At 56.5% G+C, this 16,460-nt stretch carries 10 protein-coding genes and 1 pseudogene; 4 read left to right on the top strand and 7 right to left on the bottom strand.

Features of this window, described 5'->3' with window-relative positions; all coding sequences use genetic code 11:
- Window positions 1-154: 154 nt before the first annotated feature.
- From AC2FMY_RS21525 to AC2FMY_RS21505, 5 genes and pseudogenes are all read right to left on the bottom strand, one after another.
- Window positions 155-3,046 (bottom strand): annotated as a pseudogene (locus AC2FMY_RS21525) (Tn3 family transposase).
- Window positions 3,047-3,281: 235 nt separating this feature from the next.
- Entirely contained in the window at window positions 3,282-4,124 is an 843-nt protein-coding gene (locus AC2FMY_RS21520; RefSeq protein ID WP_496808053.1) for a hypothetical protein, read from the bottom strand.
- Between the two features lie 236 nt (window positions 4,125-4,360).
- Window positions 4,361-5,014 (bottom strand): hypothetical protein, encoded by a 654-nt coding sequence (locus AC2FMY_RS21515; RefSeq protein WP_496808052.1) that lies wholly within the window; start codon window positions 5,012-5,014, stop codon window positions 4,361-4,363.
- Window positions 5,015-5,181: 167 nt separating this feature from the next.
- A complete protein-coding gene (locus AC2FMY_RS21510) occupies window positions 5,182-5,847 on the bottom strand; it encodes a hypothetical protein (protein WP_496808051.1) in 666 nt (221 codons plus the stop codon).
- Between the two features lie 24 nt (window positions 5,848-5,871).
- Complete coding sequence (locus AC2FMY_RS21505) at window positions 5,872-6,846, bottom strand: helix-turn-helix transcriptional regulator (protein ID WP_496808050.1); 975 nt, start codon at window positions 6,844-6,846, stop codon at window positions 5,872-5,874.
- Between the two features lie 144 nt (window positions 6,847-6,990).
- On the opposite strand from AC2FMY_RS21505, the gene AC2FMY_RS21500 reads away from it, so the two are divergent.
- From AC2FMY_RS21500 to AC2FMY_RS21485, 4 genes are all read left to right on the top strand, one after another.
- Complete coding sequence (locus tag AC2FMY_RS21500; RefSeq protein WP_496808049.1) at window positions 6,991-7,269, top strand: hypothetical protein; 279 nt, start codon at window positions 6,991-6,993, stop codon at window positions 7,267-7,269.
- A 156-nt stretch (window positions 7,270-7,425) separates the two neighbouring features.
- Window positions 7,426-10,710, top strand: a complete 3,285-nt coding sequence (locus AC2FMY_RS21495; protein WP_496808048.1) for a TM0106 family RecB-like putative nuclease — start codon at window positions 7,426-7,428, stop codon at window positions 10,708-10,710.
- A complete protein-coding gene (locus AC2FMY_RS21490) occupies window positions 10,671-14,237 on the top strand; it encodes an AAA family ATPase (RefSeq protein WP_496808047.1) in 3,567 nt (1,188 codons plus the stop codon). The genes AC2FMY_RS21495 and AC2FMY_RS21490 overlap by 40 nt, the downstream gene beginning before the upstream one ends.
- Window positions 14,237-15,544, top strand: a complete 1,308-nt coding sequence (locus AC2FMY_RS21485) for an McrC family protein (RefSeq protein ID WP_496808046.1) — start codon at window positions 14,237-14,239, stop codon at window positions 15,542-15,544. Before AC2FMY_RS21490 ends, AC2FMY_RS21485 begins: the two co-directional genes overlap by 1 nt.
- Before the next feature lie 37 nt (window positions 15,545-15,581).
- On the opposite strand, the gene AC2FMY_RS21480 is transcribed toward AC2FMY_RS21485, so the two are convergent.
- Window positions 15,582-15,740, bottom strand: a complete 159-nt coding sequence (locus AC2FMY_RS21480) for a hypothetical protein (protein ID WP_496808045.1) — start codon at window positions 15,738-15,740, stop codon at window positions 15,582-15,584.
- 248 nt (window positions 15,741-15,988) lie between these two features.
- Window positions 15,989-16,460: hypothetical protein (locus tag AC2FMY_RS21475; protein ID WP_496808044.1), on the bottom strand; the 472-nt coding region annotated here is incomplete at its 5' end.

Genomic DNA, 16,460 nt, shown 5'->3' with positions numbered 1-16,460 from the left:
CCCGGCGCTTGCTTCACCGCAAATCCGCCGCTTAATCTGACCAACCAGATGCGCCAGACCCTCTCTTAGATCACGCCGCCAACTGGCCCAAAACCTCTGACGACGGACAACATCTGCCTGTCTCCTGAGGGTGTACCCTTTTGTGACGCATGGATCAGGCGGCCATTGCTCCGAAGTCGATCCGCTTGTCCAGGTCAACATCGAACCGACCATACGGGTTGATGTGGGAATAGATCAGTGGTGTGAGGCCGTGGTAATCCCGCTCGGACAGGCGAGTTGCCCACCCCGGTTCCGACAACACGGATTGCACCATGCGCGTGTTCACATAGACAAGGGATGCCTGGAGCAGATGCAATGCATGGGCGGAGATTTCCTGATCGGCAATCCGGTTGCTGGAAATCTCGCCGCCTTTGCCAAAGAACACGAAGCCATTGGCGCTGTTCCAGTTCTCAACTACATTCAGCCCTTCATGAATCTCGCGGCGGAAATCTTCGGATCGGAGGTATCGACACAGAAAGATGGTCTTGATCGCCCGCCCCAGTTCAGCGAGTGCCTTGTATGTTGGATGCATCACATCGGCGCGTGCAAAGCGACGCAGGATGGCTTCCGGATCGGCCGTGCCATGCTGCATGGCCGAAGCGTATTTGACCATTTCATCGTACTGTCTTTCGATCTCGGCCCAGTCAACAGTGCCGGACAGGATCGGTAGCAGGTTGGGCAGCTGCCCTCGCATTCCGGAATTCGGTAAGGCCAGCTTTTGTCGGGCAATGGCCTTCAGGCGTGGGGCCAATTCGAATCCAAGGAGATGACAGAAGGCGAAGCCGATGGCGCTTTGACCGTGGCTATCAACATACTGGCGCTGGATCTCCATGTCGGTGCAATGACGCAGAACCCCTTCGATCATCGCGGCCACTTCGGATGATGAGCAGCGTTTCAGTTGGGAATAAATGCAGGTCGCTTGCCGTTCGACATGCCAGTAGATCATCACTCCGCGCCCGCCATAGCGGGCATGCCATTCGGTCATCAGGTTGCGATCCCAAGCTCCGAACTTGGTGGAATCCGCCGCGCAGGCGGTTCCTGCATTGCCTCAAACTGACGGATTCCGAACCGCCAAGGTGGCATCTGCAACCTTGGCCGCCGCCGCCCGAAGAGAAGCGGGATCGACATAGCGGCGACGGATATGCAGCAACTCATCATAGCTAAATTTCGGCGTGCCGGCAGCAACACGTTTCAAACCGGCATTGGTGCCCAGACCGTAGAGACAAAGCAGCAGACGTTGATCCCGGATATCACGCGGCAGTGCTTCCCGGCTGGCCGACGTTTCGAATGCTCCCAGAAAGCCGGTGTCCAGCGCTGTCTCTTTCAGCGTATCCAGCAGCCCGGTCATTGGCCACCGCCGACCAATCTCTGATTTAAGGCCGATCAATCCTTTTGGCTCTGGTGCTGGAGGGAAAGGTGTAATGCTAATGCGGTTTTCGCCAGACCAGCGCAGGCGCACCTTGTCATTAATGGGCAGTGAGGTGTTCAGTTGACGCAACTCATACTCCAGCTGGTCCCGAACAGATCGGGAAAATTCCTGCGCATCCTGGGTGAGCTTCAGGCCAGCATAGTACTCGTCGCGCTTCTCTGGAAAATCCCTCGGCAGATCATCGTCCGGGTTGCGATAGCGATCAGCCCCCACGATCCAAATCTCTTTGGCCCTGATACGATCCCGCAGCTGTGTCAGGACGCAGAGCTCATAAGAGATGACATTCAGCCGACCGCGCTTGTCGACCACGGTTTCCCGCCATTTGCGCGGAATCGACCCCTCCGGCGCCAGCGCAGCTGGTGCATAGCGCCGTCCTTCCTCATTCAGGCGGATTATCAGAGCTAACGCATCCAAAATCGGTCGCCATATCTCATTATTCGAGCGGAACTGTAAGACGGACAATAAGGGCGGCAACATTCGGCGATAGTGGCTGGCATAGGAACCCCGCATCAATGTCTGAATCCGAACATCCAGTGTTCCTTTGGCCCTGTGTTCGTCGATGATTGCTTTCAGTTTAGCCGCGCCCGCGATTGGAAAGATCACATCCACGACCTTCCCATTCGGAGCCATCATCGCCGCCGTCGCAATATCCACCAGCAACCGCTCTTTGCCGTGAACCTTATCCATGTCAGCGGCAATTCTGCTGATCACCTTGCGTTTGGAGCGCGAACCGATGCGATGAACAACGTCGATCAGCAGGTCAACAAGACCATCAGTCAGCTGCGCTCTGCGCGACATCAGATAGATGGCCAGAAAACCGAGGCGCTTTTCCCGGCTGTGCCGCCGCATCTCTGATGCCGTTTCGCCCTCAACCCGGCGGGTCAATACCCTTGCCCAAACTGGATCAACTCTATCGACCACATCGAAAGGCAGATTGAGGCCCTGAATAAAGGCCAACCGGTCAGCTGCATCGAGCACATTGTCCAGCGTGGCTGCGCCAACATCGTCTTTCAAGCTTTGAAATCCATGATCGCTGCGTGGATCGGCCAAGCTGGCTTCCAGTGCCGCAATCGCCTGCGGAGATAATCGGCTGGATACATGGGCCAGCATATCTTCCTGAAAACAATGCTGCGCGGAGCGCACCAACCGCTCCATGATCTTTCTGGATGGGATGAACACGGATTGGCCCAAGGCCCATTCATAGCCGAATTGAACCAGATCTTCTGTGGAGGGGCCCAAAGTTGAAACCTGCGTTGCAAATGCCTCATGCAGTTTAGCGCGATCCCGGTCATTGGCGCGGCGAATGCCGAGGAAGCGCAGAATTTCCAACCGGTGGCGGCGCGCTGTATCACTGACAATGTCGTAATTCGGGACATGCGCGAGATCTTCACCAAGTTGCTCAGCGAGATAGTCCAATGCCGAGGATGGCATATCCTTCAACTGCACCGGAAAATACCCGAAGTGCCGAAAATGCGCCAGTTGGACAGCAAGCCCAATCCGCATTGCGTGCCGATAGCCGTTTACAAACTCAAGATCAGCGTAAGACAGACTCCAGGCCGCCAGAAATTCTCGTTCCAATACAATACCCTCCAGACCAAGGGGCAAACTGTGTAAAGATCAAGAGCTCGTCAAGCTGAACTGCGTTCCACTATTGTTCCGCATAACGCCCAAATATGCACGCTCGGTCCAATTGGGCCATTGTGTTAGTTTATGTGCTGCGCGGCGAAGATATGCTTCGCCAACGGTCGCAAGCCGTGTGGACCGGGCGGTTGATATCGCGACGGTCGAAATTGCCATGCATATGACACAAAGCTCACCGCGAAATTTCCCCTGCCAGCACCGCTCGTCCGTGCACCGCCAAGGTTGCTGAAAATCTCTGACACCCAAACTTGCGGATTACATCCAGTACTCGCGCTTCGTAGGCAGCGTGACCGATCAAACGACACAGGTCGGACGCATGGAACTGGCGGTTCGCAGTCGGGGCGGCTTGCATCTGTCTCAGCAATTCGCGCTCTTTGGGGTCTGGTACCCGTTTCTGCGATGGTTTCACCTCGGGACGAGGCGGAGTCCCCGGCGAATTCCGCCATCGGCGCATGAAGCCAAGCAGGAAGCCTGCCGGCACCCTGCCGTTGCCTCGGGACCGATTGAAGGCGAGGAAGCGGTCCCAGATGACCTGGGTGTCGACGTTCCAGCAGGGCAGCGTGGCCTTCGCTGCTTTGATGAGCTCCGCCCAACTGGTCTGAAAAACGTTCGAACTCGCGGTGATGTCGATCAGTCCTGAGAAGATAGTTTTGTTATTATTATCTCTAGATAGTGATGTGTCACCTTCACCTGACACGAGTTCGTGGGTTTCACTCTCCTCGTCGAAGGCTGAGAACTGAAAGATCCAGGGCGCGAACTTTCCATTCGGCTTTGCCCGCTCAAGCTGCAACTCCGACGTCTCAAGTTCGCTCAAAAGAACCGAAAGATATTGTCGTGAAACACCCATCTTCTCCGCCAGGGCCGAGAGGGTGAAGGCTGCCGTTCCGCGCGACAAACCGTTGTAGCCATCCTTCCAGGCGATGGCGTCGAGGATGAGGGTGGCAAGCTTGTGCGCTGCAACAGAGAGATTTGTCTGCGTAATCCGTCGCAGGATCAGGCCGGTCGTAGGTTCCATGGTCGAGGTCTCCTTGGAGATCCGACGCCATGTCGTGAGACAACAACATTCTTGCCAGCAAAACAACTTTGCTGGTTGCAGGTGTTTTAGCGGTGCGCTAGGAAACTCTTGTTCACGGAGTTTTCTAGCACGGCGTCAGGCTTCACGGTCTGGCGTCGTCTCCTTTTCAGGGGTTTTGCACAGCCTCCCGTGCGGGGTTGAGATGGCGCGCGCGGCAAAACCGCGCGCAGATTTTGTCAGTAGCGAACTTCTTCAGAACCATAGTTCCCGGCGTGATCACGCCAGTCGACGAAGACGGAACGGTAAAAGTAGCTGCCACATCCATTTGGGATGCTCAGGCCGGATGCGGCTGGCACCTGGCCCACGGTGGATCTTGTCCATCGGTAGTCGCCCTGCGCGCCGTAGGACCCCAATCGCGTCGAGTCGCTGCGATTGCAGTCGCCATCTCGGTTTTCGTGCTGGCGGTACTGGATGTGATACACGCGAATGCTCCGAACGAAGTCAAAGGCGTCGCCCGAGATGTCGATGTCGGCTTGTTCATCCGCTTGGACGCGAACAAGGGGTATCGGAGTCGATTCCTGCGGTTCGGGCGGATCGCGGAACGTGATGTCATAAAGGCGTTCCATGGGCGACATCGGGCTGGGATCGTTGAACGACACACCCATCGGACACCGCCAGATTTGTAAGGGTGGCTCGATCGGCCATGGTGTGATCCGCCGAATGAAGACCGCTCTAGCATGTACGCAGGGCGCGGAGGCAGGCCAGCCGCCCGCAAGGCAGAGGAGGATTGCACAGTCCACCTGATAGGCCTGAGCCGGACCTGACGAGGCCATTAGTCCGGATATGCTTAGTGCCGTGGCTGTTGCCACGCTGTGGATCACGTGCTTCATGATGCCGACTCCATCTATAATGGTGCATCGATACGAAACAACATTAATGATAGCAAGGAGATTTGATTGCGAAGCGCAGCGAAAGGTCTCCGCTAGAGGTACCGTTGCCGGAAGAAGGTCTAGTCACGCGCGGGGCTCTGCCTTAGCTCAGCAGGAACTGCGCGAAGCTACGAGACTACGGGGTAGAAAGGACGCCCCCAGTCTCCGCTCGGGTTATCCATCATCAGGTCAACAAAAACCGGCATCAGGAATGCAAGGATAGCCGCTCCGTCGCGCACTTGCGCGCGGTTCACGCCGCCGTTCCAAGTCGAACCGCCGTGCACGAGCTGGTTACGCAGAACATAAAGACGGTCAAAGACAAAACTCAAAACTCTCGGTGTGTCTCCAGCCTGGAACGCCTGTCCGAAGGCCCGGGCCGAAGCATTGAAACGCTCCTGCCAATCGTCGAAGCCTTCGATTCCGTTGTGGTGTTGCCAGAACGGGCTGAAGACGTAGTGGTTCTCCAGGAGAAGACGAACTGGACCAGAGAAGCGCTGCCAAACGGCCTTGTAGATCCGTCGATCAGCATCCAGATGTGTCAGCCGACCAAAGAACTCAAGGAACGTGGCGCGCTCACCTAGCGGGATAGACTGGAACTCTCGTTCGTCGGCGTAAGCTGCATTGAATGCGATCCAAAGAAATATGAACCGCGCGTCATCGTCTTCTTCACAGGCCTCGGCACGACCGATCCAACTGATTGCACGGTGGACACGAAGGCCCATGGTTTCGGGAAACCCTGAGCGAATGGCCCTCTGTTTTTCCTTCAGTGCTTGGAACGTCAAGCTGTCGTTCATAAGAATTCTCCTCGAGAAATCAGGTCACGGCATCGCGGCAAAATCGGAGCGGCGATAGCCCTCGACCATGGCTCGCAACTCCGCCGGGGCGATGACCTCAACCTTGTCACCCCATTGATACAGGTGCCAAACCATCTCAAGCCAACCCGCTGCATGGAATCGGACGATAAGACTGCCATCTGGCTGGTGTTCCAGTGTCTGCCTTGGATGAAACTGAAAACCGGCTGCACGAGCGGCTGCGTTTGGCCTGAAGCGCCAGACCACTTCCCCGAATTGCGCAGGATCTTGCCAGACCCCGAAGGCCTGGGCTGCATAATCTGCAATGGTGAATCCGTCCTGGAGCTTGAAGCTTTCATTCAAGGTTTCTGCTTCATGTATGAGATCAATGCGGAAGTTTCGGACCTCATCTGCCTTTGCTGGGTCACGCGCGGCAAGATATGTCCTGTGCCCCAGCAATACCCCATGCGGCTCCAAGATGCGTTTTTTCGTGTCCTGACTGTAGCGCACGCGTAACCGAAAAGGTCCACGCAGCGCCTCGATAATTGCGTCAAGAATGTCGGGAGCGACACTGACACGGGGGCCGGGGCGTGTGACTTGGCCCATGGCCACCAAGACAGCCTCTGCATCCGCTTCGATGCGAGCTCGAGCCGGCACTCTTGCCAACATACCATCTCGAAGTTCCGCCAAGGCCTTTGCATGCCGCAGCCTGCCTTCTGCTTCGGCTGAACGGGCAGCGATCTCCAGTGCTTCGGCGCCAGTTTCATGCCGAAGTTGTAGCCGGGAGAGCCCAGTGTCGCGTAAGTACCAGCGTCGCTTCCGGTCCTCACCGTCTTCAGCCACGACATTTCCGAAGGTGGCCTCCAACGCATCAGTCATACGCTGAGCAGTGCGATGAGAAACCGAAAACTCGTCACAGATGTCTTCGAGACTGACCCCGCTGCGGCGGGCGGCGGCCATCTGAGCAAGACGAATGAGATCTTGGGCCTTGGAAAAGGACATGGGTTGCTCTGGGCCTGTCAGCTTTTGACACCCTGGTAGGCTATTTGTGTCATTGCGTCCTGTCGAGCCGATTCCGGTAAGGGTGACCACGTTGCGAGTTGAGAGGCTCGTCAGGCGCAGCAGAACTTAGAGAGGGAACGAACGATGCGCGGACGTGTGATCAAAATTGAACGGATATGCTCTCGTGCCGGGGTGATTGAAGAGCCGGCAATCACCAGCAAAGGGTATCAGTTGGCGGACCCGGCGCATGGAAAGAACAAGCACCATGCCGAATTCGCAGTTTATGCCAATACGCTGGATGATGCGGCAAACTTAATCGCCAAAGGGTTCTCACTCTGGATGGGAGCAAAGGGCAAGCGCGCTTCCCTTATTGCGCCGAAAAGTCTTCGGATTGTTCGGGGCCAGAACGGCTTCGCCGCATAGCAGTGTCCGCAGCGCGTCGTCGGCTGTAAAGCGTCAAAAATCAAATGTTTGCCAAGCACGACAGATATTGACACCCACCGATGTTATTGAAGAAGCTGCAACCTAACGAGACGTTTCCGCTCCGAGGGTTGCGCTCATTGATGATTGCTGGAACCCATGCGGAAAATTGACAACAAGATCCTTTTTTCGGCGACGGACCTCATGCGGTTCATGGGATGTACCCATGCGACCGCGCTCGACTTAATGCGCCTTAACGGCGAAGGGCCCACCCCGGGAGAAGACACAGAAGACGCCGCACTTCTGCAGAAGCAAGGAGATGCACACGAGCTGGCGCATCTCGAACGTCTGAAGACCGCGGGCAACAAAGTCGTGGAAATCGAACGGGGCAACCTGGACAAGGATTCCGAAGCGACTCGCGCGGCACTGCAAAGCGGTGCCGAGGTCGTCTTCCAAGGTGCATTTCTGTCTGGGAACTGGGGTGGATGGTCGGATTTTCTCATCCGGGTGGACACGCCTTCAACACTTGGACCATTCAGTTACGAAGTGGCCGACACCAAACTGAAACGCCGGCCGCATCCCAAGCATGTTCTGCAGCTCGTCCTTTACTCAGACTTTCTGACCGAAATTCAGGGTGTGGCTCCCGTATTTGCGCATGTCGAACTCGGGACAGGTGAGCGTGCAACGCTGCGGCTGGCAGATTACGCACATTACGCTCGAGCAGCCCGTGCGCGGCTTGAGGCTTTCGTGGCGGAACCGGCTGCCACGCGGCCTGTGCCTTGCGCCGACTGCGGACTGTGTCGTTGGGCAGATCACTGTGCCGATGTATGGGCGAAGGAGGACAGCCTCTTCAATGTGGCGAATGTCACGAAGGGCCAGGTCAAGAAGCTGGAAGCAGCTGGTCTCAAAACCATGGCGGAACTGGCGGCGCTCGCCGAACCAGTGCGCGGCATATCCGAGAACACTCGCTTGCGACTGGTCACGCAGGCGCGTCTGCAGCATGCCCGGAAGACTGGTGGACCAGCTTTCGAGTTGAGGGCGCCTGAACTTGGCAAGGGCTTTGACCTGCTGCCAGAACCACAGCCCGGCGACGTCTTCTATGACATCGAAGGAGATCCACACTTCGAAGGCGGACTAGAATACCTGCACGGGCTCTGGTTCGACGGACAATTTCTTGCGTTCTGGGCGCATGATCACAGGGCCGAGGCCCAAGCTTTGAGCGATTTATTGGCATTCTTCCGCGCAAGACTGGAAGAGTATCCTAAAGCGCGCATCTATCACTATGCCCCTTATGAAATAACGGCTCTCAAGCGGCTGACGACCAAATATGGAATCGGCGAAGCCTTTCTCGATCGGCTTCTACGCGAGCGCCGTTTTGTCGATCTATTCGCCGTCGTGCGTGGAGGACTGATCGGTTCGGAGCCAAACTATTCGATCAAATCGATGGAAGCTTTTTACGACCGAAAGCGCGACGGAGAGGTCAAAACAGCGGGTGGTTCGGTCGTAGCGTACGAAAGATGGCGCGAGATCGGTGATCAGCACATCCTTGATGAAATCGAGGACTACAACCGTATTGACTGCATCTCGACCGAAGAGTTGCGAGACTGGCTGGCTGGCATCCGCCCGGCAGGACCGTGGCCACCGATTGGCCAAGACGCGGCTCCGAAAGAAGCTGAGGAAGACGCAGAGACAAGGGCGCTCCGCGAGCGGATTGCCGCTTCTGCTTTGCCGGATGAGCGGCAAGATCTAGTGTTCAATCTGGGTCTTTTTCACAGGCGCGAGGTCAAGCCTGCCCAATGGGCCGTTTTTGACAGCGCCGCGAAAGACGAAGATGAGCTCATCGACGATTTGGATGCCTTAGCTGGGCTAGAAGCGATTTCCGCTGTCGAGCCGGTAAAGCGTTCGTTTGCACGCCGCTACAGCTTTCCAGTGCAAGAGACAAAACTGCGGTCGGGCAAGAAAGCCACAGTTCCTGTTTTCGATGGCGCCCCGGTCTCGGTCAATATCGAGGAGATGGACCGGAGAAGACGAGAGATTACGGTCAAGGTCGGACCGGGAAAAGGCCACCTTTTGGAGGATCGCCTCTCTCTCCACCCCGATTGGCCGCTTGATACCAAGGTCATCGCAGCGGCTCTGCAGGACGTCATCGCCGATCAATGCACGGTTCAGTCCTATCAGGCCGTAGATGATCTTCTATGCAGAGCGGCGCCGCGTCTTACCACTGGTGCGCTGTTACCGGTTGAGGACCCAGTCATAGGCACGATTGATGCCGTCGGCGCGATGGATCAAACGGTTTTGCCTATTCAGGGCCCCCCGGGTACGGGCAAGACGTTCGTCACTGCCCGCGCGATCCTCTCTCTTGTCCGAAAAGGCGCGCGTGTAGGTGTCACATCGAACAGCCACGAGGCCATCCGCAACGTATTGATGGGGTGCCTAGGTGCGCTTGAAGACGAAGATCTGCCGATCACGCTGGATCTGGTTCACAAGGTTTCCGGGTCCGACGATGGCTACCCAGACGATTGTCCAATTCAACGCACTACGGATAACGCCGAAGCCGCAAGTGGCGGACATGTCGTGGGCGGAACTGCTTTCTTTTTTGCTAGGGAAGAGAATGTGCAGGCATACGACTGGCTGTTCGTAGATGAAGCGGGGCAGGTTGGCTTGGCCAACATGGTTGCCATGGGGCGCTCTGCAAAAAACATCGTGCTGGTTGGCGACCCGAGACAGCTTCCGCAAGTGATCCAAGGGGCACACCCTGAACCCGCAAATCTTTCCTGCCTGGACTGGATGCTGGGCGATCACGCAACAATTCCGCCTGACAGGGGGATTTTCCTTCCCGTCACGCGCCGGATGCATCCCGACGTCTGCCGATTCATCTCCGATCAGGTCTACGAAGGTCGTTTGACCAGTCACGCAGATACTGTCCGCCAAGGCGTATCGGGAACCAGTTTCCCCGCTGCGGGCGCCTTTTGGGTGTCCGTGAACCATGAAGGCAATGCGCAGATCGCGTCCGAAGAGGTTGCCGCAATTCAGGACACGATTGACGACCTTCTGACGGGGAACTGGACTGAAAAAGACGGCACTGAGCGACCCATGCGCCGGTCTGACATCATCATTGTGGCCCCCTACAACGCTCAGGTGAATGCCCTCCAAGATGCACTTCCCGATGGCATTCGGGTCGGGACGGTCGACAAGTTTCAGGGGCAGGAGGCACCAGTATGCCTTGTCTCAATGACGGCATCTTCTGCCGAAGAGACATCGCGAGGCATGGAGTTTCTGTTTTCGCTCAACCGTATCAATGTAGCGGTGTCGCGTGCCAAGGGCCTGGCCTTGGTCTTCGGCTCACCACGCTTGCGCAAGGCCAAGTGCGATACGGTGGAACAAATGCAGCTGGTCAACACGCTATGCGCGCTGAAAAGCTATCAACCAGAATCAACGAGATAGGGAAAATGGACTGGAGCAGTTTCACAAACCGCATCTCCGAACTTGAAACAAAGCGCAAGCCCTCGGCTAATCGCCGTGCAGTGTTTGAAGTCATTCGGAACTCGAAACTGCGGCCAAACCCGGATTACGATGCAAGCCTCTATCTTGGCCCACTGATCGATCCGCAGGGTCGGCCGCTCTGTCTCGAGTATACGAACGATCGCCCAAACCTCTGGTTTCACGAGAGCCATGTGCGTGCTCTGCAGGATGCGGGTCTGGATCCCAGCAGGAAGCCGCCGTCCGGAAGCGACAGTGAAGGTCGCCACAGCGGGCTCAAGTCGAAAGGTTTTCAAGATATCGATGCTTGGAAACTTGGTGACCTCGATCCCGACAGAGCCCGTGCAGCTCTGACCGCTCTTGGCTTTGCGGGAGACTTTCAGCTCGACCCGACTGCCGTGACGCGCTGGATAGATCGTCTGCAACACTTCTTTCCAAGCCTTGATCGCTTCGACCGCCCGGATCCTGATTTTGATGAAGCAGAACGAAACTACAAGCTGGCAACGATCAACAAGCTGCGCCCGGCCCTGGAAAGCGCAGGCGATGACAGATCGATTACTGAAGCCGTTTTCACCGCCGCGACTGACTCTAATAACCTTTTGGATTGGCGCACGAGCGAACCTCTAAGCCCAAAGAGCAATGCTGATCACGAGCTTCTCGATCCCGCCGTTGCGTCGCTTGTACGTGCTGCACTTAGATCACCGGAAGAACACGCGGCGGCGCTCGACGTTTTCGCAGGCATTTGGAAAGAGGCCGTGCCGAAAGGCACGGAAGACGCGGCGAGGCAGATCGGCGAGTTCATTTTCTTTCATCTATGGCCAGATCAGGCAGTCTACATCCGGCATACGGTTCGGCAGGATCTATGGCGCGAAGCAGTAGGAACACCATTCCCGAAGCATTCAACGCTTGCCGAGACCTACGCGGAAGAGATGCGCTTTATGGAGGCAGTACGCCAGGCATTCGAAGAGCGTGGCCTCGCACCTCGAGATATGATCGACGTTCAAAGTGCGCTTTGGGTCGTCCATAACTATGCGATGGAGGAAGGCGCAAAGAGCCAGGCACTCGATCGAGCCCAGATTGAAACCGCGATGGACGCATACGACAGCTACCGTGCGAACGGGGCGCATAGCGATATCTTTGGTGCTTTCGGTGAGCCACGCGACTATTGGGTCCGGTCATCGCGTGAGCGCGAAAACCGTGTATATCCGACCAAACCGCTAATTGGCTTCATTCTCGGCAAGACAGAACTAAACGGTGGCTGGGGACAGAAGGCGGATGCTGCTGCGCGTCTTCATAACGCCGGTTACATCATCGTCGACCAAAACGATCAGCCCACCGAGCGACCTGAGCGCTACGAACACCTGATGGAAGGCGCCGACCGGATCAGGCTTTGCGCCCTGAACTATTTCATCGAACCTGCTCGGGAAAAGGCGGCCAGGGAGGTCTCCATCCGCGCAGGAGACCTTGCTACGGCGATCGGGCTGAAAGACGCGTTCCCGAACATCTGCCAGGCACTTGGCGGTGAAAAATTCCAGAAACTTGCGCAAGTACCACCGCCCACGAGCACCGAACCAAATCCAAGCAGTTCGACCGTTTTCACATATACTCTCAATTCCCAACCGGAGGCGGACACCGTGACCGACATAAAAAATGCGCCCTCGCCATCCGCCGTGAACTTGATCCTCTATGGCCCGCCGGGCACGGGCAAGACATATCAGACGGCATGGGAAGCCGTCCGGCTCTGTTTGGGAGAGCAGGTCGCATCTGGTCTGAAGGGCCGCGACCAACGATCCGCCCTGATGCGCACATACCGCGACCTCGTGAGCGAGGGACGGATTGAATTCGTGACATTTCACCAATCGATGTCTTACGAGGAATTTATCGAAGGGCTGCGGCCAACCACAGGCAATGACAACATGGAAGGGCCTGAGCCGATCGCAGGCAGCTCCGGCTTTCGCCTTGAATGTCATGACGGAATTTTCAAACGCATTTGCGAAGCGGCGCGCCTAGATCCGGGCACAACCGGACAAGCTCAGCTCTTGGATCGAAGAGAGGGACTCTTCAAGCTCAGCCTCATCGGCGCAGATTGGAGGGATCAGCTTTCTGCGGCCGTTCGTAACAACAAGATTTTTTGGGGATTTGGCGCAGGGATCGATTGGTCGGGGCCTGAGTATGAGGATTTTCAGGCAGTCAAATCTCAGTGGCTCGAAAGCAACCCTGGAACAGATGGACGCGCAGCCGATATTAGCGGCACTTGGTACTTCAGAGGTGCTGCTGAGCCAGGGAGCTACGTTCTCCTAACTGTCGGTAAGAACTTGGCAGTCGCTTTGGGAAGGATCGTCGGGGATTATGAATTCGATGCGACATCTACCGGTGCACAGCACAGTCGTCGCGTAGAATGGATTTGGAGCGACGAAAAAGGAGCGAAACGGTCCGACTTTTATCCGCAAAACTTCAGCGCCTTTCAGCCGATGTATCAGCTTGCCGCAGATCGCATCGACTGGGACGCTTTGGAGGCAATTGCGTTCGATGACACCGAACCTTTTGAGCGCAAGAGAAACGATAGCACGACTACCCCCCTATTTACTGTGGGAACCATGCCGCCCGTGCGTGAAGGAACTTTCCGTCACATTGCACAAGATGTCGCATCGCGCCTTGCGGACGAGAAACCGGATGGGTTCTCCTTGGAACAATATCGTGAAGCTCTCGTCCATGAAGGAAGGAAAACCGGGGTTGAGCCGACCGGGGGTTGGGAAGACCACAACATGCCTAGCTGGGCTAGTCACCCGGATCAATCCTGGCTGGTTCCAGTTAATCAGAAGAGCAAGCAACATGGTAATCGCATTCCAGCCGCCGGACCTGAAAGCTATGTCCTCATCATCGACGAGATCAACCGGGCGAACATCTCGAAGGTCTTCGGCGAGCTGATCACGCTTCTCGAGCCCGACAAGCGGCTCGGGATGGACAACGAGATCCGCCTCACGCTTCCCTATTCCAAGAAGTCCTTTGGCGTGCCTCAGAACCTCCATGTCATCGGTACGATGAACACCGCCGATCGCTCCATCGCGCTGTTGGACACAGCACTACGCCGCCGGTTTTCTTTCAAGGAACTGATGCCCGACCCTTCAGTTTTGTCGGACAACGTCGAGGGGGTCGATCTGCAAAAGCTGCTGTCTACGATCAACGAGCGAATTGAGTATCTGTTCGACCGGGAGCATCAAATCGGGCACGCGTACTTCACAAGCTGCCAGACGCGGTCGGATATCGAGAACGTCATGCGAGACAAGGTGATCCCGCTTCTGGCTGAGTATTTCTATGAGGACTGGTCCAAGGTCGCAGCTGTTCTTGGCGACTCTACTCACGGTCCCGCCCGCTTCCTTGACGCCAAACAAATTGCGGTACCCGGAGGCATGACTGAAGACGACTTTTCTAGCGAAAAGCTGCGGTGGACGGTCAAAGACAAATTCGACTTCTCGGAGTTTGCGGCCTGATGCCGGCCTTCACCCTGCGCGAATGGGAAACGGTGCCCCACGGCGAAGGGGACGGCTGCATTCCCGAGCATTTTGCCGAGCGTCTCGCGGCGCTCGCCAGAGTATCGACCTTTGCAGGAAGGGGTGGAGGCGGAGTGCTTGAGGATCGCCGCCATGAACTGCGAGCGCGTGGCGTCGTCGGGGTCCTGGCAACCGATGGGTGCAGCCTTGAAATTCTTCCCAAGATCGATGTCGCGGGGCAAGGAGGCGAAGCAAGAAAGAATGCTGCCATTCGCAAGCGTCTTGTGCACATGCTCGCAGTCGCACTAGACCTAAAAATCGAGACAGGCCAAATCACAGAGCTTGACTGGCAGCGCGAAACGCTTCTGGAAATTCTCATCCGCATTTTCTGCAGCAAGCTAACCGATGCCGTTCGTCGCGGCATGCCGCGGCGATACATTGTCCAAGAGGATGACCTTGCGGCGTTGCGCGGGACGCTCAATCTGCCTCGTCAATTTACACGCCACGCAGCGAACCCCTCGCGGCTCGCCTGCAAATTTGACGAGCTGTCAGAAGACATCGCTCTGAACCGCATCATGAAAGCAACGGTCGCACATCTCTCCAGAATGTCGCGCAGTCCCGCCAATCAACAGCGTCTGCGCGAACTGGCTTTCGTCTACGCCGATATATCCGAAGTCGCCGTTCCTGCGCTGAAATGGGATGAGGTCATCATCGACCGGACCAACCGAGCATGGCAGGAATTGTTCGGGATGGCGCAACTTTTTCTGCGTAATCGCTACCAAACGACTAGTGCCGGGGCGGGACGGGGGACTGCACTCCTCTTTGAAATGAATGCACTCTTTGAGGAATATGTCGGCCGGCTGATCACACGCGCTTTGGCACGCACAGAGTATCGGGTCTCTCTTCAAGGCGGGAGACTATTCTGCCTGACATCGCTCGATGATGAACGCGCTGTGTTCCAGACGAAACCCGATATCCTGATCTGGCGTTCAGGGCAGGTTGTCCATGTGATCGACACGAAGTGGAAGCGGATCTCCTCCCGTATTGATGATCGAAAACAAGGAGTATCCCAAGGCGACGTCTATCAGATGATGGCCTATGCGCACCTGTACAAAGCCCCGCGACTGACGCTGCTCTATCCGCATCACCAAGATCTTTCAGAACCGGAAGGTCTTCAGGCCCAGTTTCGGATATCAGGTCAGGAGACGATCATCGAAACGGCGAGCGTGGATGTCGCAAGTGGTGACGACATGATCGCCCGCTTGAAAAATATCATTGCGTTGGAGACTGACGGAGCGTTGGTTTAACGGTGGAATTCTACTGGCGGCACAAACCCGTAGTCGCTTAATCGAGGGCATTCAGGAACCTGGCATAGTCCTCACTGACCTCACGCGCCTCGTGAAAGGCACGGGCGCGCTCGGCGTCGAGACAACGGAAGTAGTCCTGCACATCGGCAATGTAGGTCTCGAAATCGCTTCTGATCAGATCGGCGTAGGCACGCATGTCGTCTTGCGACTGGGGCAAGAACGGTCGCTCGGGAGGTATGCAATCCGCAGCGGCATCGACTGGTGAGCTTCCAAGCAGGAGCGCGAACAGCAACGGTGCGTTGCGCGCAATAAACAAGCGCAGGGCAAAACTCCTTTGCCGCCTTTAAGATTATCATTCTGTCGGCTATCACCGTTATCGAAGCAAGGCGAACTTCGTCAACACGTTATTATTGCCTTGCTATCATTAATGTTGTTTTGTATCGCTCACGGTGTTGCGACCCCGTGGGCCTGATACTGCACCCAGGCAGAACAAGGACCCAAGGGAAGGCCATGATAGAAGAAGCCCCGAATGTGGTTACAGAAGACGGACTGCGCGGCTTGCTCGCCGAGGGCTACCTCATTGAGGTGGTCTGCAAGGAGAGAGCGGAGAAGCGCCATAACAGCTGGTACGGCTCGTGGGTCATCCGCGCCGTCGCCACTGATGGGCGTGACGATAAAATGCTCGTCACCAGCCGAAGCGTCCTCAAGCTCCGCGACTTCAAAACCATCGTTGGTCTTGTCAGTTTCCTGGCCGACATGGGCTGTACGACCGCTAGCATCCCACTTGAAGAAGGTGGCCGCGAGCGAGCGTGTTGCACAAATCGTTTCCGATGCGTAGCCAGTCCTTCGAATTGACTGCGGGATGCTGGGATACTTTTCAATTTCAATGCGGCGCGGTGGGATAGGTTTGCGAAGG

Source organism: Ruegeria sp. YKSE079 (assembly GCF_059612845.1).
This window is presented reverse-complemented; position numbering and strand designations above follow the sequence as displayed.

What these genes read in the sequence shown, in the direction of transcription:
- AC2FMY_RS21490 (WP_496808047.1), top strand. Translation starts at nt 10,671, where the DNA reads ATGCGCGCTGAAAAGCTATCAACCAGAATCAACGAGATAGGGAAAATG.
- AC2FMY_RS21510 (WP_496808051.1), bottom strand. Translation starts at nt 5,847, where the DNA reads ATGAACGACAGCTTGACGTTCCAAGCACTGAAGGAAAAACAGAGGGCC.
- AC2FMY_RS21515 (WP_496808052.1), bottom strand. Translation starts at nt 5,014, where the DNA reads ATGAAGCACGTGATCCACAGCGTGGCAACAGCCACGGCACTAAGCATA.
- AC2FMY_RS21500 (WP_496808049.1), top strand. Translation starts at nt 6,991, where the DNA reads ATGCGCGGACGTGTGATCAAAATTGAACGGATATGCTCTCGTGCCGGG.
- AC2FMY_RS21520 (WP_496808053.1), bottom strand. Translation starts at nt 4,124, where the DNA reads ATGGAACCTACGACCGGCCTGATCCTGCGACGGATTACGCAGACAAAT.
- AC2FMY_RS21505 (WP_496808050.1), bottom strand. Translation starts at nt 6,846, where the DNA reads ATGTCCTTTTCCAAGGCCCAAGATCTCATTCGTCTTGCTCAGATGGCC.
- AC2FMY_RS21495 (WP_496808048.1), top strand. Translation starts at nt 7,426, where the DNA reads ATGCGGAAAATTGACAACAAGATCCTTTTTTCGGCGACGGACCTCATG.
- AC2FMY_RS21480 (WP_496808045.1), bottom strand. Translation starts at nt 15,740, where the DNA reads ATGCGTGCCTACGCCGATCTGATCAGAAGCGATTTCGAGACCTACATT.
- AC2FMY_RS21485 (WP_496808046.1), top strand. Translation starts at nt 14,237, where the DNA reads ATGCCGGCCTTCACCCTGCGCGAATGGGAAACGGTGCCCCACGGCGAA.